20 protein-coding genes and 1 pseudogene are annotated in these 21,365 nt (G+C 68.4%); 9 read left to right on the forward strand and 12 right to left on the reverse strand.

Annotated features, from left to right (window positions below; all coding sequences use genetic code 11):
* The first annotated feature begins 11 nt into the window (after positions 1-11).
* On the forward strand, positions 12-383 hold the full coding sequence (locus K6T84_RS02255) for a nuclear transport factor 2 family protein (RefSeq protein WP_224865250.1): 372 nt from the start codon (positions 12-14) through the stop codon (positions 381-383).
* Positions 384-387: 4 nt separating this feature from the next.
* On the opposite strand, the gene K6T84_RS02260 is transcribed toward K6T84_RS02255, so the two are convergent.
* The 3 genes from K6T84_RS02260 to K6T84_RS02270 all read right to left on the reverse strand — a co-directional run bounded on the left by K6T84_RS02260 (position 388) and on the right by K6T84_RS02270 (position 2,290).
* Positions 388-1,074, reverse strand: coding sequence for a cutinase family protein (locus K6T84_RS02260; protein ID WP_225401783.1), 687 nt, complete (start codon positions 1,072-1,074; stop codon positions 388-390).
* Between the two features lie 90 nt (positions 1,075-1,164).
* The gene (locus tag K6T84_RS02265) at positions 1,165-1,392 is read right to left on the reverse strand and encodes a hypothetical protein (RefSeq protein ID WP_225401782.1); all 228 of its coding nucleotides are present in this window, start codon (positions 1,390-1,392) and stop codon (positions 1,165-1,167) included.
* Between the two features lie 16 nt (positions 1,393-1,408).
* Positions 1,409-2,290, reverse strand: coding sequence for a RelA/SpoT-related domain-containing protein (locus tag K6T84_RS02270; RefSeq protein WP_225401781.1), 882 nt, complete (start codon positions 2,288-2,290; stop codon positions 1,409-1,411).
* Positions 2,291-2,441: 151 nt separating this feature from the next.
* On the opposite strand from K6T84_RS02270, the pseudogene K6T84_RS02275 reads away from it, so the two are divergent.
* Positions 2,442-2,648, forward strand: a pseudogene (locus K6T84_RS02275) (type I restriction-modification system subunit M N-terminal domain-containing protein); the annotation flags it as partial.
* Positions 2,649-3,049: 401 nt separating this feature from the next.
* Here the strand turns inward: K6T84_RS02275 and K6T84_RS02280 are convergent.
* The gene (locus K6T84_RS02280) at positions 3,050-3,265 is read right to left on the reverse strand and encodes a hypothetical protein (protein WP_225401780.1); all 216 of its coding nucleotides are present in this window, start codon (positions 3,263-3,265) and stop codon (positions 3,050-3,052) included.
* A gap of 194 nt (positions 3,266-3,459) precedes the next feature.
* On the opposite strand from K6T84_RS02280, the gene K6T84_RS02285 reads away from it, so the two are divergent.
* Together K6T84_RS02285 and K6T84_RS02290 are read left to right on the forward strand one after the other, a co-directional pair.
* The gene (locus K6T84_RS02285) at positions 3,460-3,999 is read left to right on the forward strand and encodes a hypothetical protein (protein ID WP_225401779.1); all 540 of its coding nucleotides are present in this window, start codon (positions 3,460-3,462) and stop codon (positions 3,997-3,999) included.
* Positions 3,996-4,586 (forward strand): RES domain-containing protein, encoded by a 591-nt coding sequence (locus tag K6T84_RS02290; RefSeq protein ID WP_225401778.1) that lies wholly within the window; start codon positions 3,996-3,998, stop codon positions 4,584-4,586. The genes K6T84_RS02285 and K6T84_RS02290 overlap by 4 nt, the downstream gene beginning before the upstream one ends.
* A gap of 27 nt (positions 4,587-4,613) precedes the next feature.
* Here K6T84_RS02290 and K6T84_RS02295 read toward each other — a convergent pair whose 3' ends face one another.
* Positions 4,614-8,048 (reverse strand): non-ribosomal peptide synthetase, encoded by a 3,435-nt coding sequence (locus tag K6T84_RS02295; protein ID WP_225401777.1) that lies wholly within the window; start codon positions 8,046-8,048, stop codon positions 4,614-4,616.
* An 84-nt stretch (positions 8,049-8,132) separates the two neighbouring features.
* On the opposite strand from K6T84_RS02295, the gene K6T84_RS02300 reads away from it, so the two are divergent.
* Positions 8,133-9,668 (forward strand): (2,3-dihydroxybenzoyl)adenylate synthase, encoded by a 1,536-nt coding sequence (locus tag K6T84_RS02300; RefSeq protein WP_225401776.1) that lies wholly within the window; start codon positions 8,133-8,135, stop codon positions 9,666-9,668.
* On the opposite strand, the gene K6T84_RS02305 is transcribed toward K6T84_RS02300, so the two are convergent.
* Genes K6T84_RS02305 through K6T84_RS02320 form a run of 4 tightly spaced genes read right to left on the reverse strand, consistent with a single transcriptional unit; the run spans position 9,655 to position 14,628 of the window.
* Positions 9,655-10,026, reverse strand: coding sequence for a type II toxin-antitoxin system VapC family toxin (locus tag K6T84_RS02305; protein WP_225401775.1), 372 nt, complete (start codon positions 10,024-10,026; stop codon positions 9,655-9,657). The two genes, K6T84_RS02300 and K6T84_RS02305, sit on opposite strands and share 14 nt — an antisense overlap.
* Positions 10,027-10,032: 6 nt before the next feature.
* Positions 10,033-10,272: a type II toxin-antitoxin system Phd/YefM family antitoxin gene (locus tag K6T84_RS02310; protein WP_224865243.1), complete on the reverse strand. Its 240-nt coding sequence runs from the start codon at positions 10,270-10,272 to the stop codon at positions 10,033-10,035.
* 43 nt (positions 10,273-10,315) lie between these two features.
* Positions 10,316-12,049 carry an ABC transporter ATP-binding protein gene (locus tag K6T84_RS02315; protein ID WP_224865242.1) on the reverse strand — a complete coding sequence of 578 codons (1,734 nt, stop codon included), beginning with the start codon at positions 12,047-12,049 and terminating at the stop codon, positions 10,316-10,318.
* Positions 12,046-14,628, reverse strand: coding sequence for an ABC transporter ATP-binding protein/permease (locus K6T84_RS02320; protein WP_225401774.1), 2,583 nt, complete (start codon positions 14,626-14,628; stop codon positions 12,046-12,048). The genes K6T84_RS02315 and K6T84_RS02320 overlap by 4 nt, the downstream gene beginning before the upstream one ends.
* Positions 14,629-14,755: 127 nt before the next feature.
* Between K6T84_RS02320 and K6T84_RS02325 the strand changes: the two genes are divergently transcribed.
* Positions 14,756-15,385: a GNAT family N-acetyltransferase gene (locus tag K6T84_RS02325; protein ID WP_224865240.1), complete on the forward strand. Its 630-nt coding sequence runs from the start codon at positions 14,756-14,758 to the stop codon at positions 15,383-15,385.
* Here the strand turns inward: K6T84_RS02325 and mbtN are convergent.
* The 3 genes from mbtN to K6T84_RS02340 are packed head-to-tail and all read right to left on the reverse strand — an operon-like array spanning position 15,346 to position 18,346.
* Entirely contained in the window at positions 15,346-16,509 is a 1,164-nt protein-coding gene (gene mbtN, locus K6T84_RS02330; protein WP_224865239.1) for a mycobactin biosynthesis acyl-ACP dehydrogenase MbtN, read from the reverse strand. The two genes, K6T84_RS02325 and mbtN, sit on opposite strands and share 40 nt — an antisense overlap.
* Entirely contained in the window at positions 16,506-18,089 is a 1,584-nt protein-coding gene (gene mbtM / locus K6T84_RS02335; protein ID WP_224865238.1) for a long-chain-fatty acid--ACP ligase MbtM, read from the reverse strand. Before mbtM ends, mbtN begins: the two co-directional genes overlap by 4 nt.
* A complete protein-coding gene (locus tag K6T84_RS02340; RefSeq protein ID WP_224865237.1) occupies positions 18,086-18,346 on the reverse strand; it encodes an acyl carrier protein in 261 nt (86 codons plus the stop codon). The genes mbtM and K6T84_RS02340 overlap by 4 nt, the downstream gene beginning before the upstream one ends.
* A 173-nt stretch (positions 18,347-18,519) precedes the next feature.
* Between K6T84_RS02340 and K6T84_RS02345 the strand changes: the two genes are divergently transcribed.
* From K6T84_RS02345 to K6T84_RS02355, 3 genes are all read left to right on the forward strand, one after another.
* A complete protein-coding gene (locus K6T84_RS02345; RefSeq protein WP_224865236.1) occupies positions 18,520-19,461 on the forward strand; it encodes a hypothetical protein in 942 nt (313 codons plus the stop codon).
* 114 nt (positions 19,462-19,575) lie between these two features.
* On the forward strand, positions 19,576-20,433 hold the full coding sequence (locus K6T84_RS02350; protein WP_225401773.1) for an SDR family NAD(P)-dependent oxidoreductase: 858 nt from the start codon (positions 19,576-19,578) through the stop codon (positions 20,431-20,433).
* Positions 20,434-20,444: 11 nt separating this feature from the next.
* Complete coding sequence (locus K6T84_RS02355) at positions 20,445-21,365, forward strand: ferritin-like domain-containing protein (RefSeq protein ID WP_224865234.1); 921 nt, start codon at positions 20,445-20,447, stop codon at positions 21,363-21,365.

The raw sequence follows: 21,365 nt of genomic DNA on the forward strand, positions 1-21,365 counted from the left end.
ACACTGCTGTGATGGACGTTCCAGCAACCATCGACACCTACTTACGCGCCTGGATGACCCAGGACCCGGACCTGATCGTCACGATCTTCACCGACGACGCGACCTACCACGAGCGGGTGCTGGGCGAACCGATCCGCACCCGGGCCGGGATCTACGACTACTGGCAGGCCAAGGTGGTCGGCGGGCAGGCCGACATCGACGCCCGGCTGCTCAACCTCTATACCGCCACCGACGGCACGACGGTGATCGCCGAGTGGGAGGCCACCTTCGACGACGTCGTGCAGGGCCGGCGCAAGCGGATGCGCGAGGTCGCGATCCTGGAATTCGCCGGGGAAAAGATCGCCAGCCTGCGGGAGTACTGGGCTTCTGAGGTGGTCCCGTAGAGGGTCAGAGATGGGTCGCCACGAATGCCGCGGCCTGACCGGGCATCGGCGATTGCGCGTAGGACAGGTGCGGCGCGGAGGCAGTCTCCTGCGGCGAGGGCAGCGCCAGGGCGCCCGGAGTACAGATCGGATCACCGTCCGCGCACAGATCGATGGCCTTGGCTCCGTACCACGGGCTGATCTCGCTGATCGGTCCACCCAGGTACCTGTCGGTCGGGTTCCCGAACACGGCGACGGCGGCCACGTGTTCGGCCTCCTCCGCCGACAAGGTGGCGGCGTTGAAGCCCGCCACCGATGCTCGTGCGATGGTGATCAGGTCGATGACCATCGCGCCCTGGGAGTATCCGCCGAGCACCAGTTTGGTGCCGGGGCAGTTCGCGACCATGGCTTGGACGTGCGCGTTGGCGTCGCCGGCGCCGGCCGATGCCGACGGCGGCCAATCGTCGCCTGCCGGGTAGGCGACCGCATAGACGCCGACGGAGCGCCCGCCGACCTGAGAGCGCAGTGCGTCGACGAACTTCCCTCCGACTCCGCCGACGCCGGGCGGCTCGCCGGTGCCGCGGGCGAAGGTCACCTCGACGTCCGGACAGTCGGCAGCGGAGGCGGCGGGGACGAGCGTGGCACCGGGCAGCGCCGCCAAGGTGGCCACCACCGGAACACCGAGCGATTTGCGCCTTCGGCGCACGTTCATGTCATCGATGCTGGCACACAGCTACCGCAATCCACCAGTCCTGATCGCGACGTTCAGTTATCACCGAACGCGTGCCGGCGTGGATAGGAGTTACGCGGAGACGGAGGCGCTGATATCCGCCCCGGTGAAGTACCGCGAATGTGTGCGCTGCAGGCTCTCGAGCGAACCGCTGGTCAATGCCGCGATCTCCACATCGGTGGTGTCCTGACGCTCACGTTCCAACTTCAGCCGATATGCCATCGCTTCGCGCGGAGAGGCGAACTGGTGAACGCGGCGGTCACGCGTCCGTCGATTGAACTCGATCACGAACGACTGCATCCCGTCACCCCTTTCGTCACTCGCTGATTTCTTCGAGCATACGTCGTATCGACTTCAGACCGTCTACGACGCCGTCGGCCTGGGAGCGCAGCTCACTAATCACCTTGTCGTACTCGGCGCGTCTGCGGGGCTCGTCTTCGACGGCGTGAATGGCTGTGCCGCGTTCTTCGACAGTGACGTCGCCGGCATCGAACTCCGGTTGCTGGCGAAGCATCGCCATCACGCGCACGTTCTCACGTAGCCGCGCGTCAGTGCGAGTCAACTGCACGATGTGTTCCTCCAGACCTGCAAGCCCTTCTGAGACTTCGTGAAGGCTCTCCACCAACTGCTGAATGACGGGTTCCTCGTGCGGTTCGCCGTATCTGATGTGGCGACCCGCGAAGTCGCCGAGCTGTTCATAGGCGTTCGCCCAGGCGCTCTGGCCTCGGGTCCGAATCTGTATCTCCACCCGTCCCGCCGGCAGCCGCAGCCAGACGTGGACCGCACGATAGCCGCTGTGCGGAGCCAGTCGGATGTCCTTGATCTCCGCCCGTTCGGCACCGAAGAACTGTGCGATCTCCTCGGCGAAGGCGGTCTGCTGATCGAGGTCGCAGTCGAGGTCCACTCGGACACCCGCTAAATCCTGCACCTGGTTGAGGTGAAGGTGCGGTTGGCGTCTGAGCTTGTCCCGCAGGGTGTCGATGGTCTTGGCGCGGGAGCTGACATCGAACTCACCGAGATAGCTCGTCCACTCCCGACTGCTGATCGTTGTGGCGACTTCGGAGCATAGATCTGAGTGCCAGTCCGCAACATGCTCGTAGGAGGGGCAATCCGCCGGCGGATCCACATCGTCGACCAACGACTGGCCGAGTTGAGCGAGCTTGCGGCCGGACCAGGGCGCCCTCTGGTCGATGTCCACCGACCCAATATTAGGCGCCAGTGCGGGTTGCACGGTCTAACCGAGACGAACGCGGCCTGCTCCGACTTCGATGCCCAGACCCGCACCGCCAGTCGATAGCTCGCGGTACCTTCCCCTGTATCGGATCGAACGCTAGGAGCAGACCGAACCCATGACGCAGACCAACGAGTCGGCCAAGAACCACGCCAATTTGATCTGGAAGATCGCCGACCTGATGCGGGGGCCGTATCAGCCCAACCAGTACGGCGACGTGATCTTGCCGTTCACCATCCTGCGCCGGCTGGACTGCATCCTGGAGCCCACCAAGGACCGGGTGCTCGCCCAGTACAAAAAACTCGCCAAGACCAAGGTCGACCCTGAACCGTCCCGCGTTTGATGCGCACCTTGACGGGCGGATAGCCTTGATGAACGGCATGCGGCGTGACAGGTCGCCCAACTCATCGGGGTTCGTAGTCAAAGCTGGCAAGTGGATCGACGACCACCCTCCGGCGCACGACCGAAGCGGCCTATTCGCCAACTCTTTTCAAACTGGCGTGGAACGTTTCTACGCACTCGGCTCAGGCTTTGTCCACGGGTACAAGTAGGCGATGGACTATGTCCAGACTGGCGAGCTAGAGACGTTTCGCATGGTTGCAGACGGGTTGGGCGCGGCAGTTGGAATGGCCGAATGCGCCGTGGCGCTTTACGAGGCACAGGCACAGCGACGCGATGCGCCAACCGGTCGGCAGCAGCGCTATCCAGACTATCTAGCAACGACAATCACCAAGTGGTCGGCACTCTACGAATGACCGATGATTCGGCCATCGCCGCCAGAGTCACCGCCGAATCTAGCTGCGCCACTTCCTGATACACCTCCAGGGCCGCGTCCAACCGGCCCGCATCGACTTCGGCGGTCACCAGCCGATCGGCCAGTCTGACGACGATACGGGCGGGAGGATCACCGCAGTTGGCGTATCCAGCCAGGTGCGGATGCATGACACCGCGGCGGTGGCCAGCGCCAAATCCCGGCCAGAAGCCGATGGGCACGCTGACGCCTATCATCTACCGGCGGACGCAAGCGACGGAGTGAGTTGTGCGTGCGGCAGGGCTTGAACCGCGCGCACGTCATATTGTTGACGGTATTGACACAACTATCTACTATTGACGGTATTGACGAAAGGGGTCCGACGGTGAGCGCCCCACTGAAGGGAGATGACCGCAAGTTCGTGTCGCAGGCAACCCGGGAATTCCAGCGAGCGCTGACCCGCGTTGTTCAGTCCCACGAGCGCGTTGGGCGCAGCGCCACCGTGGCGCTGGGCGACCCCCGATCCTTCGCCGAGCGCGCCGTGCAGGCTACCGCGCCCGAGGCGTCACCGTGGGACGAGCTAGTCGGACCGTTCCTCCGCAGCGACGGGGTCCAGGCCCGGCTCGGGATCAGCCGGCAGGCCGTCGCCGCCAAGGCGGCACGCCGGCGCCTGTTGCGGACCATCACCGCCGACGGCGAGCACCTCTACCCGCTGTGGCAGTTCGACGGGGACCGGCTCGTCGACGGGCTGGTCGAGGTGTTCTCGCTGTTTCCCGAATCGGCGGTGGACGGATGGACGCTGGCAGCCTGGCTGCGTACCCCCGACCCCGACCTCGACGAGCCACCCCTGGACGCCCTGGCCCGTGGCGAACGCGAGAAAGTCGCAGTGGTGGCCCGCGCTGCGGCACGGACCCTGGCCGCGTGACCCCGGCACGCACGCTGGGCGAGCCGGGCGATCTGACCGGTTTCCCCACCGTCGCTCCACCGAAGCAGCTCGTGCGGGTGTGCCGAACCGGGCGGGCAACGTGGTGTTTCTCCGCCGATGGATCCGGGCGGTTCGATCTGAGCCCGCCCGAAGGAACCTGCTACCTCGCCACCGACGCGTTCGCAGCCATCCGAGAGGCCACCCGGCTTGGACCCGTCTCGACGGCCTGGGCAGCCGACCGGGAACTGCGCCGAGTGTCCCCACCGGATCGCAACGCACGGTTGGCGGCAACAACTCGCCAGGCCGCGGGTCGCTACGGGGTGACGACGGAACTGGCGACGGTGATCCCCTACGATCTGTCCCGCCGGTGGGCTGCCGCGTTTCGGGCGGCGCGGTTCGACGGCATTCGCCATCAGCTCCGCCACGACCAGCGGGCCCGCCCTTCCGGAATCGCGCTATTCGGACCCGCCGGCCCCGCCGATCGCGACGACGGCACCCGAACACCCCTGACCCCCGCCGACATCGAGGCGGCCGGTGTTTCTGTCCTGCCGCCGCCGCATTCGACGGTGCTCACCGTCGTGCCGTGATCAGCCCTTCGACGCGGGCCGCGACAGTCAGTCGACGCCGGCCAGCGCCGCTGCGACCTCGGCCGAATTCAGCTGCGCAACTTCCAGATACACCTCGGCGACGGCGTCCAGCCGGCCCGGATCGGCTTCGGCGGCGGTGAGCCTGGCGGCCAGCCCCGCCACGGTGCGGGTGGCGAAGATGTCGGCCACCACCGCGCCGGGCACGTCCAGCCAGGTACGGATGCGTGAGATCGCAGCGGTGGCCAGCACCGAGTCGCCACCGAGGGCGAAGAAGTCGTCGTCGAGACCCACCCGGTCTGCCCTCAGTACCTCGGCGATGATCGCGGCCAGCGCGCGCTGCAGCGGGGTGACCGGCTCGCGATAACCGTCCCCGGCGGCGAATGCCGCGGCCACCTCCGCGGTCACCGCCCGGCGGTCGATCTTGCCGGAGACCGTGTAGGGAATCGCCGAAACCACCCGCAGCTGCCGCGGGATCATGTGCTCGGGCACCACCTCGGACAATCCGTCGCGCAGGCCCTCGACACTCACCGAAGAATCGCTGGCCCGGACCGCGGCGGCCAGCACCTCCCGCCCGGAATCCGGCAGTGCCACCACCACCGCCTCGGCCACTCCCGGCAACCGGCGCAGCGCTGCCTCGACCTCGCCCAGTTCGATGCGATACCCGCTGACCTTCACGCGGTGGTCGGCGCGGCCGACGAACTCCAGGGTGCCGTCCGGCCAGTAGCGCGCCAGATCGCCGGTGCGATACCAGGTTTTGCCCTCGTGTTCCACGAACCGATCGGCGGTCAGGTCGGGCCGGCCGCGATAGCCCGAGGCGATGCCGCGCCCACCGACCCACAGTTCACCGGCCACCCAGTCCGGGCGGTCCGCCCCGTCGGAGCCGACCACTCGGCAGCCGATGTTGGGCAGCGGGGTGCCGTAGGGCACCGACGCCCACTCGGGCGGCACGTCACTGTCGACCTCGCAGATGGTGGCGTGGATGGCGGTTTCGGTGGCCCCGCCCAGTCCGGCGAAGCGCACCCCGGGCGCCAGCGCGGCAAGACGGCGGGCCAACTCGGGGCGCACCCAGTCGCCGCCGGTCAACACTGCCTTCACCGAGGGCAGTTCAGCGCCGACGGAGGCCAGCATCTCCAGCGCACCCGGCATCAGGTTGAGCACGCTGACCCGGTGCCGCTGGATCAGATCGGCCCACACCTCGGGGCTGCGGCGGTCGGCTTCGTCGACCATCACGATCGCCCCGCCGGCTCGCAGCATGGCGAACACGTCGAGCACCGACATGTCGGCGTCCAGGGTGAGCAGCGCCAGACTGCGATCACCAGGCCCGAATCCGAAACGGGCGCTGAGGGTTTCGACGGTGTTCATCGCCGCATCGTGGGTGAGTTCGACACCCTTGGGTTCACCGGTGGACCCGGAGGTGAACACCACGTAGGCCAGTGCGGAGGGGTCCACCTCAAGCGGTCCGGCAGCGCGGCCGGCGGCGACGGCATCGGCCACACCCAGGCACCGAATCGGCAACTGCGGCACCGCGTCCCCGGTCACCAACGCCACTGATGCCCCGCCCAGCGCCAGGATGCGCGCCACTCGCTCACCGGGCTGATCGGCGGCGATCGGCAGGTACACCGCGCCGGCGGCCAGGATGCCCAGCAGCGCCGGAATCTGTTCGGCGCCCTTGGGGCCCAGCAGCGCCACGGTGTCACCGGGCCGCACACCATGCTCGGTCAGCGCACCGGCCACGGCCAGCGCCTGATCGCGCAGCTCCCCATAGCTCATCACCCCGCCGGCGTGCAGCACTGCTGCAGCATCGGGCGACGCGGCGGCACGCCGAAAGAACCCGTCCTGCAAGGCTTCCCCGCTGAGTTCGGCAATGCCGAAGTTCACCGCCGCACGCACCCGAGCCTGCTCGGCGGGCAATGCGGCCGGCGCCGGCGAATCCCATCCCTGCCCGCGGGCCAGCCGGGTCAGGTCGGCGATGTGGTGGGCGAACATGGCGTCGATCACCCCGGGGGCGAACATCTCTTCGCGCACATCCCAATTCACCAGTACGCCGCCGTCGAACTCGGTGACCTGGGCGTCCAGCAGCACCTGCGGGCCCTGGGAGATGATCCACACCGGCCTGCCGAACGTCTCGGTCACCGCGTCAGAGAACAACTCCCCCAGCCCGAGGGCACTGGTGAACACCACCGGCGCCAGCACCTGGGTGCCGCGGTGGCGGCTCAGATCGCGCAGCACCGCCAGGCCCGGATAGTCGGCGTGGGCCGCGGCGGCGCGCATGGCGTCCTGCACGGCAACAGCGCGCTGTAGCCCGGTGGCCGCGCAGCCCAGATCCACGTCCAGCAGCAGCGACGAGGTGAAGTCGCCGACCAGATTCTCGACGTCATCGTGCAGCGGTTCCCGGCCGAACAGCGGCACGTTGAGCAGGAAACGCGGCCCGTCCGACCAGCAGGCCAGCGCGTGGGAGAACGACGCCGCCAGCGCCATGGCCGGGGTGACGCCGTGGCTGCGGGCGTGGCCGAACAGGGCGTCGCGGGTGGCCGGGTCCAGCCGGTGCCAGCGCCGGGTGCTGCGGCGCGGGTCCACCGGAGCGCCCGCGGGCTGCGGCAGCTTGGGCGGGTCGGGCAACTCGGGGATGCGCTGCGCCCACCACTGCCGGTGGCCCTCGTCGGGGGTCCGATCGGCGGTGGCGTGCCGGTATTGCCGATAGGTGTAGCCCAACTCCGGCAACGCCGCCCCGCGGTAGGCGGCGGCCAGATCCGCCATCAGGGTGCGGTAGCTCATCGCGTCGGCGGCCTGCATGTCCAGGTCGACGTGCAGCCTCGACGTGCCGCCGGGCAGCAGCGAGACGGTGAGCTCGAAGACCGCGCCGTCGAGTTGCTGATGCGATTTCGTCTCGCGGGTCGATTCCAGGCGCGCCGAGGCCTCATCGGCGCCCAGCCCGCGCAGGTCCTGCACCGCGACGGGCAGCCCGGCGTCGGCCCGGATCTGTTGGGTGCCATCCGGCAGGAACTGCACCCGCAGCATCGGGTGCCGGGCGGCCAGCGCGTCGGCGGCGACGGCCAGCCGGTCCGGGTCGATGCCGGGGCCCTCAGACCCGGATTGGAACTCCACGTACAGGTGCCCGGCCACCCCGCCGAGCGCCACGTCGTCGTCGCGGCCGACCCACATGGCGTGCTGCATCGGGGCCAGCGGGAACGGCGCGGTGTGATCTTCGGGCGCGAGGTCGGCGACGACGGGCGCTTGCGCCGACGACGCGCCGGAAACCAGCGCTGACCAGGCGGCGACGGTGGGTTCGGCTGCCAGTGCGGCGAAGTCCACATCGAGGCCCCGGCGCCGCCACTGCCCGGCCAGGCTCATCATCCGGATCGAGTCCAGGCCTTGTCCGACCAGGTCGGCGGCGGGGTCGACGGCGTTGGCGTCGGTGCCGAGCAGCTCGGCGACCTGCGCGCGAATATCGTCCGGCCCCACCGCGCCCCCAATTCCGGTTAGTAAAGGCTGCCCTAATTTCGTCGAAGCTACTCTATCTACGTTGCACCGTCGTCAGGGAGTCACATGCAGGGGTTCGTACCGTTTCCGGCCGAGCGGGCCGCCGCCTACCGGGCAGCCGGGTACTGGCGCGACCGCCCGCTGGAGTCGTTGCTCACCGATGCCGCCCGGCGTTGGCCCGACCGTCCCGCGGTGATCGACGATACGGCGACGCTGTCATTCGCCGAGCTCGATCGAGCCGTCGATCGGGCGGCGGCCGGGCTGCGTGTCGGCGCCGGCGATCGGGTGCTGCTGCAGTTGCCCAACAGCTGCGCGTTCGCGGTGACGTTGTTCGCGCTGCTGCGGGCCGGCGCCGTCCCGGTGCTGTGCCTGCCCGGCCATCGGGCCGCCGAGATCGGGCATCTGGCCGCCGTCAGCGACGCCGTCGGGATCGTGATCCCTGACGCGACTGCGGGATTCGACTATCCGGCGATGGTGGACGAGCTCGGTTTGCGGCGCCTCATCATCGACGACGCTGCCGGAGACCCGCCCGCACCCCGATGCGCCCCCGATCCGAACGCCCCGGCGGTGCTGCTGGTCTCCGGTGGCACCACCGGCCTGCCCAAGCTGATCCCCCGCACCCACAACGACTACGTCTACAACGCCACCGCCAGCGCGGCGCTGTGCGAGCTGACCGCCGACGACGTCTACCTGGTGGCATTGCCGGCCGCGCACAACTTTCCGCTGGCCTGCCCGGGCCTACTGGGCGCCATGTCGGTGGGTGCGGCCACCGTGTTCTCCGCCGATCCCAGCCCGGAGGCGGCGTTCGCCACCATCGCGCGGCACCGGGTGACCGTCACCGCCCTGGTGCCGGCCCTGGCGGCACTGTGGGCGGCGGCCTGTGACTGGGAGCCGCAGAAGCCGACGACGCTGCGGCTGCTGCAGGTCGGCGGCGCGAAGCTGGCGGCGGCTGACGCCCGCCGGGTCCGGGAGGCGTTGACCCCGGGCCTGCAGCAGGTGTTCGGCATGGCCGAAGGCCTGCTCTGCTACACCCGGCCCGGCGATGCCGCCGAGCTGCTGGACACCACCCAGGGCCGGCCGCTGTGCGTCGATGACGAGGTCCGGGTGGTCGACGAGGACGGCGCCGAGGCGGACGAGGGCGAGCTGCTGGTGCGCGGGCCGTACACGATCAACGGCTACTACAACGCTGCGGAAGCCAACGAGCGATCCTTCAGCCCGGACGGCTTCTACCGCAGCGGGGACCGGGTGCGCCGGCTGGCGGGCGGCTATCTTGAGGTGACCGGCCGGATCAAGGACGTGATCGTCCGGGGTGGGGAGAACATCGCCGCCGACGAGCTGGAGGCGCACCTGCTGGGCCATCCGGCGATTCGCTCAGCGGCTGCCGTCGGCCTACCGGATGAGTACCTGGGCGAAAAAGTTTGCGCGGCAATCATTTTCCGTGACGAGCCGCTGACGCTGGCGGAGCTGAACCGTCATCTCGACGAGTGCGGGGTGGCCACCCATGTGCGGGTCGATCAGCTTGCGGCGCTGCCCGCGCTGCCCACCACGGCGGTCGGGAAGGTCGACAAGAAGGCGATCGCGCGGCAGATCAGACACACCTGACGGAGTAAGCGCCGAGTCGCGCATCGGCAGTCACGAGCTCAAGTCGCTCGACCAGTGCCTGCGCCACCAGCATCCGATCGAACGGATCGCGATGGTGCCACGGCAGGTGGCGCAACTCCTCGGCGTGCGATGCGGTGAAAGGCAATTCGCGAAACCCTGACTCACGCACGGCATCATTGAAACCGGCCGGCGCCCCAAGTTTGCCGAGCGACGCCTTGATCGAGACCTCAGCGACCGTCACCGCGGAGACGAACAACTCATTGACGGGTTCGCTGATCAACTCCCGATGGGCGGCTGACAGCCGGTCGTCGTCAGCAAGCCACCACAGCACGACGTGCGTATCGAGAAGCCCTCGCATCGGCGGTCATTCCCCGTGCCAGGCACGCTCGTCAGCGGCATCGAAATCATCGAAGTCCGGTGCGATGCTGACCTGCCCGCGCCAGATTCCCGGACGGCGCACCGTGCGCTCGGGCTGATAGGGAACCAACCGCGCCACCGGCCTGCCGTGACGGCTGATCACGATTTCATCGCCGCTTTCCGCGCGCGCAAGCAAGCGAGAGAAATGAGTTTTGGCGTCATAGACGTTGACCTGCTCGGTGTGCATAAGCCAGCATAGCTGGTCTGGTCAAGTCTGACCAGATTGTCGACTACCCCGTATGAATCCGCCAGCCTGCGGCCTCATGCTGCTGGCGCCAGAACTCGTCGAAACGGCCGCCGGCGGCGCGCAATTCGTCGATCGAACCGTCCTCGACGACCCGGCCGTCGTCGACGAACAGCACCCGATCGGCCTGGGCGATACTGGCCAGCCGGTGCGCCACGATCACCCGGGTGCGCGGCCGCAACTCGGCGGTGAGTGCGTCGACCACCGCGGCCTCGTTCTCGGTGTCCAGGGCGCTGGTCGCCTCGTCGACCAGCAGCACCGGCGCCGGTTTGAGCAGCGCCCGGGCGATGCTGACCCGTTGGCGCTCACCGCCGGACAGTGCGCCGCCGGCCTCTCCGACCCGCGAGTCCACCCCGTCGGGCAACCGGGCGGTCAGCTCGTCGACCCGGGCGAGTTCGGTGGCCCGCACGAAGCCGTCCTGGTCTGCGTCGGGGTCTCCGACCATGACGTTGTCGCGGATCGTGCCGTCCAGCAGGTAGGGGTGCTGGAACACCACGCTGCTCGCCGCACGCCGCGCCGCCTCGTCCAGCTCGGTGGCGTCGACCCCGTCGAGCAGGACCCGGCCGCCGGAGGGTTCGTGCAATCCGGCGATCAGACCCAGGATGGTGCTCTTGCCCGACCCGGACGGTCCGACGATGGCGGTGGTGGTGCCCGGCTCCAGCGTGAAACTGACTCCGTCGAGCACCGGGGCACCGCCATAGCCGAAGGTGACATCGTCGAACTCGATGCGCGGCGCGGCCGCGGCGTCCCGCGGCCCGCCGGTTCCCACCGTCAGCCCAGGCGCGGTCAGCACCGCCCGGATCCGTTCCAGACTGGCCCGCGTCGACTCCAGGGCCGGCCCCAATTCACTGATGACGGTGAACGGTTCGAGGTAGCGGGCGATCACCACGATCAGCGCAATGGCCTCGGGAATGCTCAGGGTTCCGGCCACGGTCAGCGCGGTGGTGGCGCCGGCCAGCAGGATCAGCGCGCCCTGACTGGCCAGGCTGAACAGCAGCTGTCCGGGAATCTGCATGAGCAACAACCGCATTGCGGCACCGTGCTGCGCGGTCAGCGCCTCACCGACGGTGCTGCGTTCGGGCTCGACACGCCGGGCCGCGCGCAGCGCCTGCTGGGTGCGGGCGAACTCGATGATGCGCTCGGTCAGCGCGGTGTTGGCGTCACCCGCGGCGGCATCCGCGCGGGCGGACAGCCGGTTGGACGCCCACAGCGCGCCCAGCAGCAGCGGTACCCCGCCCAGGGCGGCCAGCCCGAGCTGCCAGGACACTCCGAGCAGCGCCACCGCGATGGCCGGCGGTAGCAGGACCGCGCTGATCAGCGGCGTCAGCAGGTTGACGATCAGGCTGACCAGTTCGGGACCGGTGGCGGCGATCGCCTGCCGCGCGGTGGCGGTGTTGTCGGGGGTGAACCAGTCCAACCGGATGCCGGGCAACCGGTCGGCCACATCATGCTGGGTGTGATCGAGAACTGCGAAGCCGAGATCGAATCCGATTCGCGCGCAGGCGAAGTCGATCAGCCAGCCGGACACGGTCGCGACTGTCAACCAGCCCAGCCAGACCACGGCGTGGTGTGGATCATCGGAGAACAACGCGGCCACCAGGGGCACCAGCAGCACGGTGCCCGCCGCCCGCACCGCCACCGACAGCAATGTCAGCACGGCGTAGCCGAGCATCCGGGGGCGACGGTCCCGGGGGATCAACCGGATCAGGGTGCGGATCATCGCGCCACCTCCGCTCCGGCAGCGACGCTCTGGCGGCCGGTGTCCCACAGTTGTTGGTAGCGGCCACCGGCGGCGAGCAGTTCGTCGTGGCGGCCCTGTTCGACGATGGCGCCGTGGTCGAGCACCACGATCTGGTCTGCGCCGGTGACGGTGTGCAGCCGGTGCGCGATGACGAGCACGGTGCGATCGCGGGTCAGGCGGTTCAGCGCCTGTTGCACAAGGTATTCCGACTCCGGGTCGGCGAAGGCGGTGGCCTCGTCGAGGATCAGTACCGGTGTGTCGGCGAGGATGGCGCGGGCGATGGTGAGCCGCTGCCGCTCACCGCCGGACAGTGCCGCGGCCGCCCCGAGCACGGTGTCGTAGCCCTGTGGCAGTCGGAGTATCCGGTCGTGGATCTGGGCCTGCTCCGCGGCGGCCTGCACCTGCTCATCGGTGGCATCCGGCACCGCCAGCGCGATGTTGTCGCGCACACTGCCGTGCACCAACTGGGTCTCCTGCAGCACGAATCCGACCCGGCGGTACAGCTCATCGGCGCTCAATGTGCGGATGTCGTGTCCGTCAACCGAGATCGAGCCCTGCCCGACGTCGTGGAAGCGGGCCAGCAGCGCCGCCAGCGTCGACTTGCCCGACCCCGACGGGCCGACCAGCGCGGTCACCGTGCCAGGCCGCAGGGTCAGCGAGACGTCCCGGATCACCGGGACCCCGGGACGGTATTCGAAACCGACCGCGTCGAAGCGCACCGTTCCCGGCTCGTCGGTCGGCCGCGCACCGTCGACGACCGCGAGTTCCGGCTCGTCCAGTGCGATCTGCAGTCGCCGGGCGGCCAGCATGCCGCCCCGGATGCCACCGACGCCCAGACCGATGCCCAGCAGCCGAGCGCCGAAGGTGGTGCCCAACAACAGGAATGGCAACAGGTTCACTGGGTCCATCCGACCGGACACGACCAACGGGGTGCCGATCAGCATGATCAACCATAGGAACGTCGACGGGCGGGTGACCAGATCCATCAGCGTCTTCTTGCCGACGAACGGGCGCTGCCAGTCCACCAGGAAATCGATGTAGGAGTCCAACCGGCGGCGGAAGGTCGACGCGGCCGCGCCGCCGAACACCCGGATCACCGGCTGGCCCTCCAGGTAGGTGCCGGCTTCGCCGTTCATCCGTTCCGCCCAGCGCTGCGCCTGGCTGATCTTGGGACCGGACTGGGTCATCATCACCGACATCAGCACCATGTAGACCAGCACGGGCGCGAACAGCACCAGCGCCACCCGCCAGTCGACCGCGAACAGGTAGATCAGTACCGCCACCGGTGCGATGACCGCCGCGACGGCGTCGGGAATGGCGTGGGTGACCAGGTAGTGCAGCGACAGAGTGTCGTCGGCGACGAGTTGTTTGATCGACCCGGAGCCCCGGGCGGTGAACCAGCCCAGCGGCAGTCGGGACAGCTTGGTCAGGAGTCGGGTTCGCAGCTCGCTGGAGAACCGGGCGTCGACCGCGTGCAGCCACAGGGTCAGGCCGGCACCCAGCAGGGTGCCCACCCCGAGCAGGGTGACCGCGGCGATGCCGACGGTCCACAGCCGCGACTGGTCGGCGCCGGAGAGCAGCAGCCGCGCCAACTCCACCAGCAGGACGAACGGCGCCAGCTGCGCCACCGTGATCAGGGCCTGCAGGACACCGGAGGCGATCAGCGACCGCCGCAGCGGGGCCAGCAGCCGGCCCGCGGCCTGGGCCCGCCACTCCCCCTTGACGACTCTGCGCTCACCAGGCGCCTCACTCGCACTTTTGTCTGGTGTAGGCAGAGTCAAACATGAAGGCGCGGGTTCGGGTCCGCGCTCGGTGCCCATGGCACGCCCGGCCGTCCAATAGGCCTGCGCGTGGATCTCGGATTTGGGGAAGCCGAACTCGTCGCGCAGCCGGGCCCGCAGCGCCTTGAGCGTCGCGGCCTCCGGGGTGGCCCAGGCGTACCAGTCCGACCAGTCCCGGACTTCGATCGCGTCGGCCAGCGAGTTCGCGTCGCGGCGGGGCACCCAGTGCACCCGCAGCCGGGGATGCTCGTGAATCGGGATGAGCGGGTCGTTGTCGTCGTGCTGCTCGAGGTACAGCTCGATGGGCACGTCGGGTCCCACGGCGCCGATGATGCCGTTGATGCCAGGGATCGATGCCGAATCCCCCAGCAGCAGGTAGCCGGCGGGCTGCGCGTCGACGTCGGAGGGGGCTTCGAAGCGCGACGAGCCCATCAGCGACATCGCCGCGATGGTCGCGCCGGGTTCGACGGTGCGGGCCCACCGGGTGGCCGGCCCGGCCGGCTCGTGCAGCATCATGTCGACCGCGAAGCGTCCGGTCGCGGCGTCGCCCTCGGCGATGGTGTAGGCCCGCTGGAATTCGGTGTCGGAGCCGTCCGGGTCGGGGAACCAGAACCGCAGCCAGGCGCTGGGTTCGACGGTCGCCTCGGCGAACAACGTGGGTGAGTGCATCCAGATCCGGATGCAGTGCGGGGCGGTCCAGCTGGTTTCCAGCACCGTCACGGCGTGGTCGCGGGCGCCGAAGCCCCGCAGAATCGCACCCTGCAAGCCGCGCGCCATCACGGTCCTTTCGCCAACGGTTGCCCAGTCGCGGGGCCGGACCCGGCGCCCGCGCCGGCAAGCCGAACCTAGGTTACCCTAGCCTCACTTAGCCGGACAGCCGCCCGAGGTAGGCTCTGCGCTCGTTATGACTGACACCCCGTTCACCCTGCACCGCGAGCTGACGGACATCTCCGACGAGGTCCGCGGTGTGCCGGCACCCCCGATCCCGGTTCTGGCCGACCCCTATGTGATCCGGGTGGCCGACGCGGACGCCGATGCGGAGATGGTGTCGGAGTGGATGAACCGGCCGCATCTGGCCCAGACCTGGGAATCCGCCTGGACACCCGAGCGCTGGCACACCTATCTCAGCGCCCAGCTGGCCGGCACCTACTCGCGGCCGTTGATCGTCAGCCGCAACGGAGTAGACGGGGGCTACATCGAGATCTACCGGGCCGCAAAGGATTCCATCGCCAAGTACTACGAGGCCGACCCCTACGACCTGGGCATCCACGCCGCCATCGCCGACACCACGGTGGTCAATCGCGGCTTCGCGGCGATTCTGTTGCCGCGCATCATCAAATACGTCTTCGAGGCCGAATCGCAGTGCCGGCGGATGATGTTCGAACCCGAGTACCGCAACACGGCGATGCGCCGGCTGGCCGAATTCGTCGGCGGCACCTTCCTCGGCGAACACGACATGGGGTATCGCAAGATGGCGCTGTATGCGGTGCTGCGCTACCCCGACGACGACCCGCTGTCGAACAGTTCGTCGTAGCCGTCGTAGTCGGGGCGCATGCCGGCGGCCACCAGTTCCCAGAGCACCTCGTCGGTGCCGCCGCCGGTGCGGGCCAGCTTCATGTCGCGCCACCACCGCCCCAGCGGTGTCTCGTCGACGAGGTAGCCGGCGCCGCCGAAGATGTGCATGCATTCGGCGATCACCTCTTCACCGAGGCGCGCGGCGGTGACCTTCATGGCCGCGGAGGTCCGCAGATCCAGTCGTCCCCCAGCGGCAAATCCGTTGAGTCCGTGGCGAAGAAGGTCGACGCGGGCCTGCAGGTCGGCCAGTCGCAGCCGCAGCGCCTGATGCTCGAACAACGTAACGCCGAACTGCTGGCGGTGCATCATCCGGGCGTGGGTGATGCCGATGACCTTCTGACTCGACGACGCGACCTGCCCGGCGATCGACATCCGCTCGTGCGCCAGCCCCCAGGAGATGGCGGCCAGCCCGGTGCCCGGGCGGGCGATCAGGGCGTCGGCGGGGACCCAGGTGTCGATGTCGACCGGGGCGGTGTCCAGCGGGCCCGCACCGACCTTGCTGAACGGCTCGTGCACCTGAACCTGGTCGGTGGGCACCGCGATCATCAGCACGTTGCCGTGCCGGCTGTTCTCGTCGTGGTCGGTGCTGCGGGCCAGCACCAGGATGTGGTCGGAGATGGGCGATAGCGAGACGAACTTCTTGCGGCCGCGCACCTCGAAGCCGTCGCGCACCGAACGCGCCTCGGTCTGCACGCGCTGCAGGTCCGAGCCCCCGGACTCCTCCGAGGCTCCGATGCACAGCACCGCCTCGCCACGGATGGCCCGCTGGCAGATGTCCTTCAGATAGTCGGAGCGGCCGAAGCGGTGCAGAATCGAGATCGACGAATCCTGCAGGCTCACACCGACTCCGATGCCCGCCGAACCGAGCCGCCCCAGTGCGTAAGCCAACTCCAGCAACTTGGCCACATCGGTGGGCGCTGCATTCGCCCACTTGCTCGTGAAAACCCCTGCGGCGCCAAGGTGTTCGATCAGCTTGCGCGGGAAGCGCCCACTTTCTTCGGCTTCGGCGGTCCAGTCCACGACCTGCTGGCCGAAGGCCTCACCGAGCAGGCCACGATATGCGTCGATATCCGCCCCGGTCACTTCATAACCTCCAGGTTGCGCTTGACTTCCAGCCGACGCAGCTTCCCCGACGATGTCCGGGGCAGCGACCCCGGCGTCAGGAAAACCACGTCCGAGGGGACGACCCCGCACTGCGAGGCCACCCGGGAGATCAGTTCGGCGCGAGCGCCGGCCTCGTCGCGGCCGCGAAACTCCGCTGCCACCACCAATCCCGGGCGAGCGCCTTCGGCCCCCACCGCCACCACGGCGCCGTCGCGCACACCGCGCACCTCGGCGGCGACCCGCTCGATCTCGGTGGGGAAGACATTGCGTCCGGCGATCGTGATGATCTCCTTGGCCCGGCCGCAGACCACCAGGCCGGCGTCGGTGAAGTAGCCGAGGTCCCCGGTGGGAAACCATCCGTCGGCATCCAGCGCCGGCTCGCCGAGGTAGCCCGACATCATCGAGGTTCCGCGGATCTCGATCTCGCCGACCTCGCGTCCGGACAGCTCCTCGCTACCGTGCGTGGCCGACCCGATCCGGACCGCCATCCCGGGGATCGGCTCGCCGAGCACGGCGTGCCGGCGGGTCACCCGCGTGCCATCGCTCGCGGCAGACGTGACTTCGTCGTAGTTCAGGCCGGTGCCCGGCCGGGGTGCGGTCACCGCGCAGGTGGCCTCGGCCAGGCCGTAGGACGGGGTGAGTGCGCCGGGGTCCAGGCCGAACTTCGCCAGCTCCTCGGCGAACAGTTCCAGCCCCTCGCAGTCGACCGGTTCGCCGCCGTTGATCGCGACGCGCAACGCACCCAGGTCTACCTCGGGGACCCGGCGGGCGTACTTGCCGATCACGCCGTAGGCGAAGTTGGGCGCGGCCGTCATGGTGGCGGCACTGTCGTGCAGCCAGCTCAGCCACCGAAACGGCGAGGCGGCGAAGGCCGCGGTGGGCGCCAGCCACAACGGCACACCGGACAGCGCGCCGCTGAGGAAGAAGGTGAGTCCCATGTCGTGGTACAGCGGCAGCCAGGTGCAGCCGACGTCTTCGGACGCATCCAGTTCTACGTGGGCCAGCAGCCCGCTGATGTTGGCCAGCACCGCGGCCGGAGAGAGCTGCGCGGTGCGGGGCGTTCCGGTCGATCCGGCCGTGCCCTGCAGCACCGCCGGTGCACCCGGTGCGGCGGCTACCGGCGTGAAGGCGGCCGACCGCTCGGTCGCGACAGTGGCGACGTCGTGCACCGCGACTTCGGAATCGGTCTCACTGAGCAGTTGCAGCGAGCCGGTGTGGCTAAAGACCGTGTCGACCCCGATGCCGACGAACCGGTTCAGCGTTACCTGAGCCCACTGCTGGGGGTCGGCGCCGCGCACCGGACCGGGCAGGATCGAGACCGGACGCCCAGCCAGCCAGGCCCCCTGAATGGCTGCCACCATCTCGACGGTCGGATCCCCCACGAGGCCGACCGCACCGGTTTGGTCCGCTTCGAGCACCCTGGCCGCCACGCTCTGCGCGCGGGAGTGCACCTGCGCCCACGGGTTTCGCTGCCAGGTCCCACTGACCTGGTCGAAGATCACCAGATCCTGCTCCGAACCGGTCATTGCCCGGGTCAGGGCGCCAGCCAGCACGCTCACGCGTCGGCGGGGGCTTTCGCCCGAATGGCGGCCTCGAGATCGCCGACGGTGTCACAGGTCAGCAGGTCTTCCTCGGACAGCGCGACACCGAGCCGGTCTTCGATGGCGACCATGCCGATGGCAAACGCCACCGAGTCCAGGCCGACGTCATCGACCAGTCGCGACTCCGCGGTCAGTCGACTGAGGTCCACGTTCAGGTCGTCTCGCAGGATCTCTCGCAGGGCGGCACCAACGGCGTCAGAGGGCGACGAACTCATGCTGGGTGACGCTACACGACACCCGAAAGTAAGGTTAGCCTTGCCCTACTTTCGTGATCCGCGACACACGGTTAGGTAAGGCTTGCCTAGGGACGAACGGTCTGGTTAAGGTGGGCCCGCGTTCAAACACAAAATCAGCCTCATGTCAGATGAGGCCACCATAAGGAGAAGCAATGCAGCTCGCCCTCGCGGCTCGCACCACTGACCGTGGCACCCCATCGAACCTTGTGCAGACCAACCGCGCCAACCTGGTGCTGGCCGCCGGCGTCGCCCTGGCCGGCGCAGGTGTGATCGCCGTGAGCCCGGTCGCACCGATGACCTCGGCGGAGGCACACCACGCTGCCGTGCAGCTCGTCAACACGACCTCGGACAATCTTGCGGGCGTGATGGACTTGCTCTCGGGCCCCAACCCGATCGTCACGGCCATCGGCGAACTGTCCAGCTACTACAGCACGGTCGCCCAAGACAGCATCGAGCAGTCGTTGGCCGGCGTCGAGGGCATCTGGTCGGGCCTGGGCGGCTCGAAGGGTCTCGAGACCATCCTTCCGCTGATGATGGACTACCTCAAAGCCGGTGACACCAGCAACGCCTACAACCTGTTGAACAACGACATGTTGTTCAACATCCAGAACATCTTCCAGCCGCTGTTCAACCACACCCCGCGCGGCGGCACCGAAGAGATTCCCGGCATCCTCAGCATGAACGCCGAACTGACTCAAGTATGGGCAAACGTGCAGGACGTGTTCAGCGACTTCAGCTTCTGGAAGGGCGCCTCGCGGTACTTCATCGAGCCGCTGGCCGGCTTCCAGTTCGCGCTGGCCGACCAGTTCAACACCAGCGCTGACCACGTTGCGCAGGACCCGTTCGACGCGCTGCTCAACGGCTACGTTCCGTGGGACGTCCCGGACGGCTCCACCTCCACCGACCCCCACGCCGCGTTCATCGGCCTGATCTCGCCGACGGGTAGTTTCAACTACTTCTTCGACGTGTTCCCCAACTTGATCGCCGACGCGTTGACCAAGGAGCTGCCGGTGGTCGACACCGACATCGACACTTCGGCCATGGCGGACGCGAACCTGTTCGACCTGAGCTGGCTCGACGGCATCTTCGCCTAGCGGTAACCCCGCGCGGTCGCGCAGGACCTAGAGCCGGGTTCGGGCCCAACGGCCCGAGCCCGGCTCTAAACATTGCCATTGACTAATGGCACCATTGATTGTTAGCTCAGTCACATGATGTTCGAGCGATCGCCGAAACGCAGCCACAACGCCTGCGCGGTGGTGACCGGCGCCGGCAGTGGTATCGGAGCCGCCTTCGCCCTCGAACTCGCCCGCCGCGGCAGCGCCGTGGTCTGCAGCGACATCGACGACGACGCCGCCCGGCGCACCGTCGACACCATCGCAAGCGCGGGCGGGCGCGCCACCGCCGTGCGCTGCGACGTCTCCCAGCGCGACGACGTCACCGCACTGGCTGAGGCCGCACAGTCCTGGTTCGGCCAACCGCCCACCCTGGTGATCAACAACGCCGGCGTCGCCGCCGGCGGCCAGCCGATCGGCGAGATGACACTCGACGACTGGAACTGGACGCTGGGCATCAACCTGTGGGGCCCGATCCATGGCTGTCACGTGTTCACTCCGATCCTGCGGGAAGCACGGTCGGGCCAGCCCCGCGGCATCATCAACGTCGCCTCGGCCGCGTCGTTCGGCGCCGCCCCGGAGATGGCGGCCTACAACGTCAGCAAGGCCGGGGTGCTCTCACTGTCGGAGACCCTGGCGGCCGAATTGTCCGGTACCGGAATCGTTGTGACGGTGCTGTGCCCGACGTTCGTCAAGACCAACATCGTCGAAGCCGGCCGGATCACCGCCCAGTCCAGCGAGGCGGCGAACCTCCTGATGCGCTGGACCGGGCTCTCCGCACAACGCGTTGCCCGCGACTGCCTGGACACCCACGACCGCGGCGGCCTGTACTGCATGCCCCAGCTGGACGCCAAGATCGGTTGGAACATCAAACGTTTCGCCCCGGAGACATTCACTCGAACCATCGGGCTGGCATTCCGTGCCGGTGCGGCATTGCCAGGCAGGTCCGACTAGAGGAGATCACGATGGCTCTCGACATGGACGTCATGCTCGCCAAGATCAAGAATCGGCAATGGGCGCTGGCCGAATTCGACTGGGATGCACCGGGAGCCGAACTGATCCGTCCTGAGATGGTGCCCAACCTCAAAAAATTCATGGCCGACCTGTGCTGGATCGAGAACATCGGCGCCCGCGGCTTCGCGGCGATGGCCCGCAAGGCCCCCACCGCGACGCTGGCCGAGATCTACCGGTACTTCCACGCCGAGGAGCAACGCCACGCCAACGCCGAGCTGGCGCTGATGAAGCGCTGGGGCATGCTCGAAGACGGCGAAATACCCGAACCCAACGTCAACATCCGGTTGGCGATGCAGTGGCTCGATGACTACGCCGACGACCTGCCGCTGTCGGTGCTCGGCACGGTCATCCCGATGCTGGAAGTCGCACTCGACGGGGCGCTGCTCAAGTTCCTGCTCGACGAGGTCGACGACCCGGTCTGCCACCAGGTGTTCGAGAAGATCAACAACGACGAATCCCGGCACATCGTAGTCGGTTTCGACGTCCTGGAGCTGATCGGACATGCCGATGCCCGCAGGCTGGCCATCGAGTTCGTCGGCACCGTCGTCTCGCCGTCACTGCTCGTCGGCGCGCTGATCTCGATCCCACTGCTCAACCGGATCCGCAACGAGGTGATCGGCATGGGGCTGGATCCCCAGCGGCTCTACGCGGCACTGATGCGTTTCACGCAGTTCGGCGAGCGCGGCGAACGCACCCGGCGGGTGCCGGCCTACCAGGTGGTCAAGCGCTACTCAAAGTGGATGGCCAACCCGGACAGCCCGTATCACCTGCTGGCCAACCCCGCGGTGTGGCTGTCGGGCTTCTACCCCAAGCGACTACTCAAGCCCATCCCGAGTTGGTTCAAAGAGCTCACCCACGAGCCGGCGGCCTGA

This window comes from Mycobacterium zoologicum (genome assembly GCF_020181635.2).
Classification (GTDB): domain Bacteria; phylum Actinomycetota; class Actinomycetes; order Mycobacteriales; family Mycobacteriaceae; genus Mycobacterium; species Mycobacterium zoologicum.

Coding starts and splice junctions, on each gene's coding strand:
- K6T84_RS02255 (WP_224865250.1), top strand. CDS start 12: ATGGACGTTCCAGCAACCATCGACACCTACTTACGCGCCTGGATGACC.
- K6T84_RS02260 (WP_225401783.1), bottom strand. CDS start 1,074: ATGAACGTGCGCCGAAGGCGCAAATCGCTCGGTGTTCCGGTGGTGGCC.
- K6T84_RS02265 (WP_225401782.1), bottom strand. CDS start 1,392: ATGCAGTCGTTCGTGATCGAGTTCAATCGACGGACGCGTGACCGCCGC.
- K6T84_RS02280 (WP_225401780.1), bottom strand. CDS start 3,265: ATGCATCCGCACCTGGCTGGATACGCCAACTGCGGTGATCCTCCCGCC.
- K6T84_RS02300 (WP_225401776.1), top strand. CDS start 8,133: ATGCAGGGGTTCGTACCGTTTCCGGCCGAGCGGGCCGCCGCCTACCGG.
- K6T84_RS02305 (WP_225401775.1), bottom strand. CDS start 10,026: ATGCGAGGGCTTCTCGATACGCACGTCGTGCTGTGGTGGCTTGCTGAC.
- K6T84_RS02310 (WP_224865243.1), bottom strand. CDS start 10,272: ATGCACACCGAGCAGGTCAACGTCTATGACGCCAAAACTCATTTCTCT.
- K6T84_RS02315 (WP_224865242.1), bottom strand. CDS start 12,049: ATGATCCGCACCCTGATCCGGTTGATCCCCCGGGACCGTCGCCCCCGG.
- K6T84_RS02320 (WP_225401774.1), bottom strand. CDS start 14,628: ATGGCGCGCGGCTTGCAGGGTGCGATTCTGCGGGGCTTCGGCGCCCGC.
- K6T84_RS02325 (WP_224865240.1), top strand. CDS start 14,756: ATGACTGACACCCCGTTCACCCTGCACCGCGAGCTGACGGACATCTCC.
- K6T84_RS02340 (WP_224865237.1), bottom strand. CDS start 18,346: ATGAGTTCGTCGCCCTCTGACGCCGTTGGTGCCGCCCTGCGAGAGATC.
- K6T84_RS02345 (WP_224865236.1), top strand. CDS start 18,520: ATGCAGCTCGCCCTCGCGGCTCGCACCACTGACCGTGGCACCCCATCG.
- K6T84_RS02350 (WP_225401773.1), top strand. CDS start 19,576: ATGATGTTCGAGCGATCGCCGAAACGCAGCCACAACGCCTGCGCGGTG.
- K6T84_RS02355 (WP_224865234.1), top strand. CDS start 20,445: ATGGCTCTCGACATGGACGTCATGCTCGCCAAGATCAAGAATCGGCAA.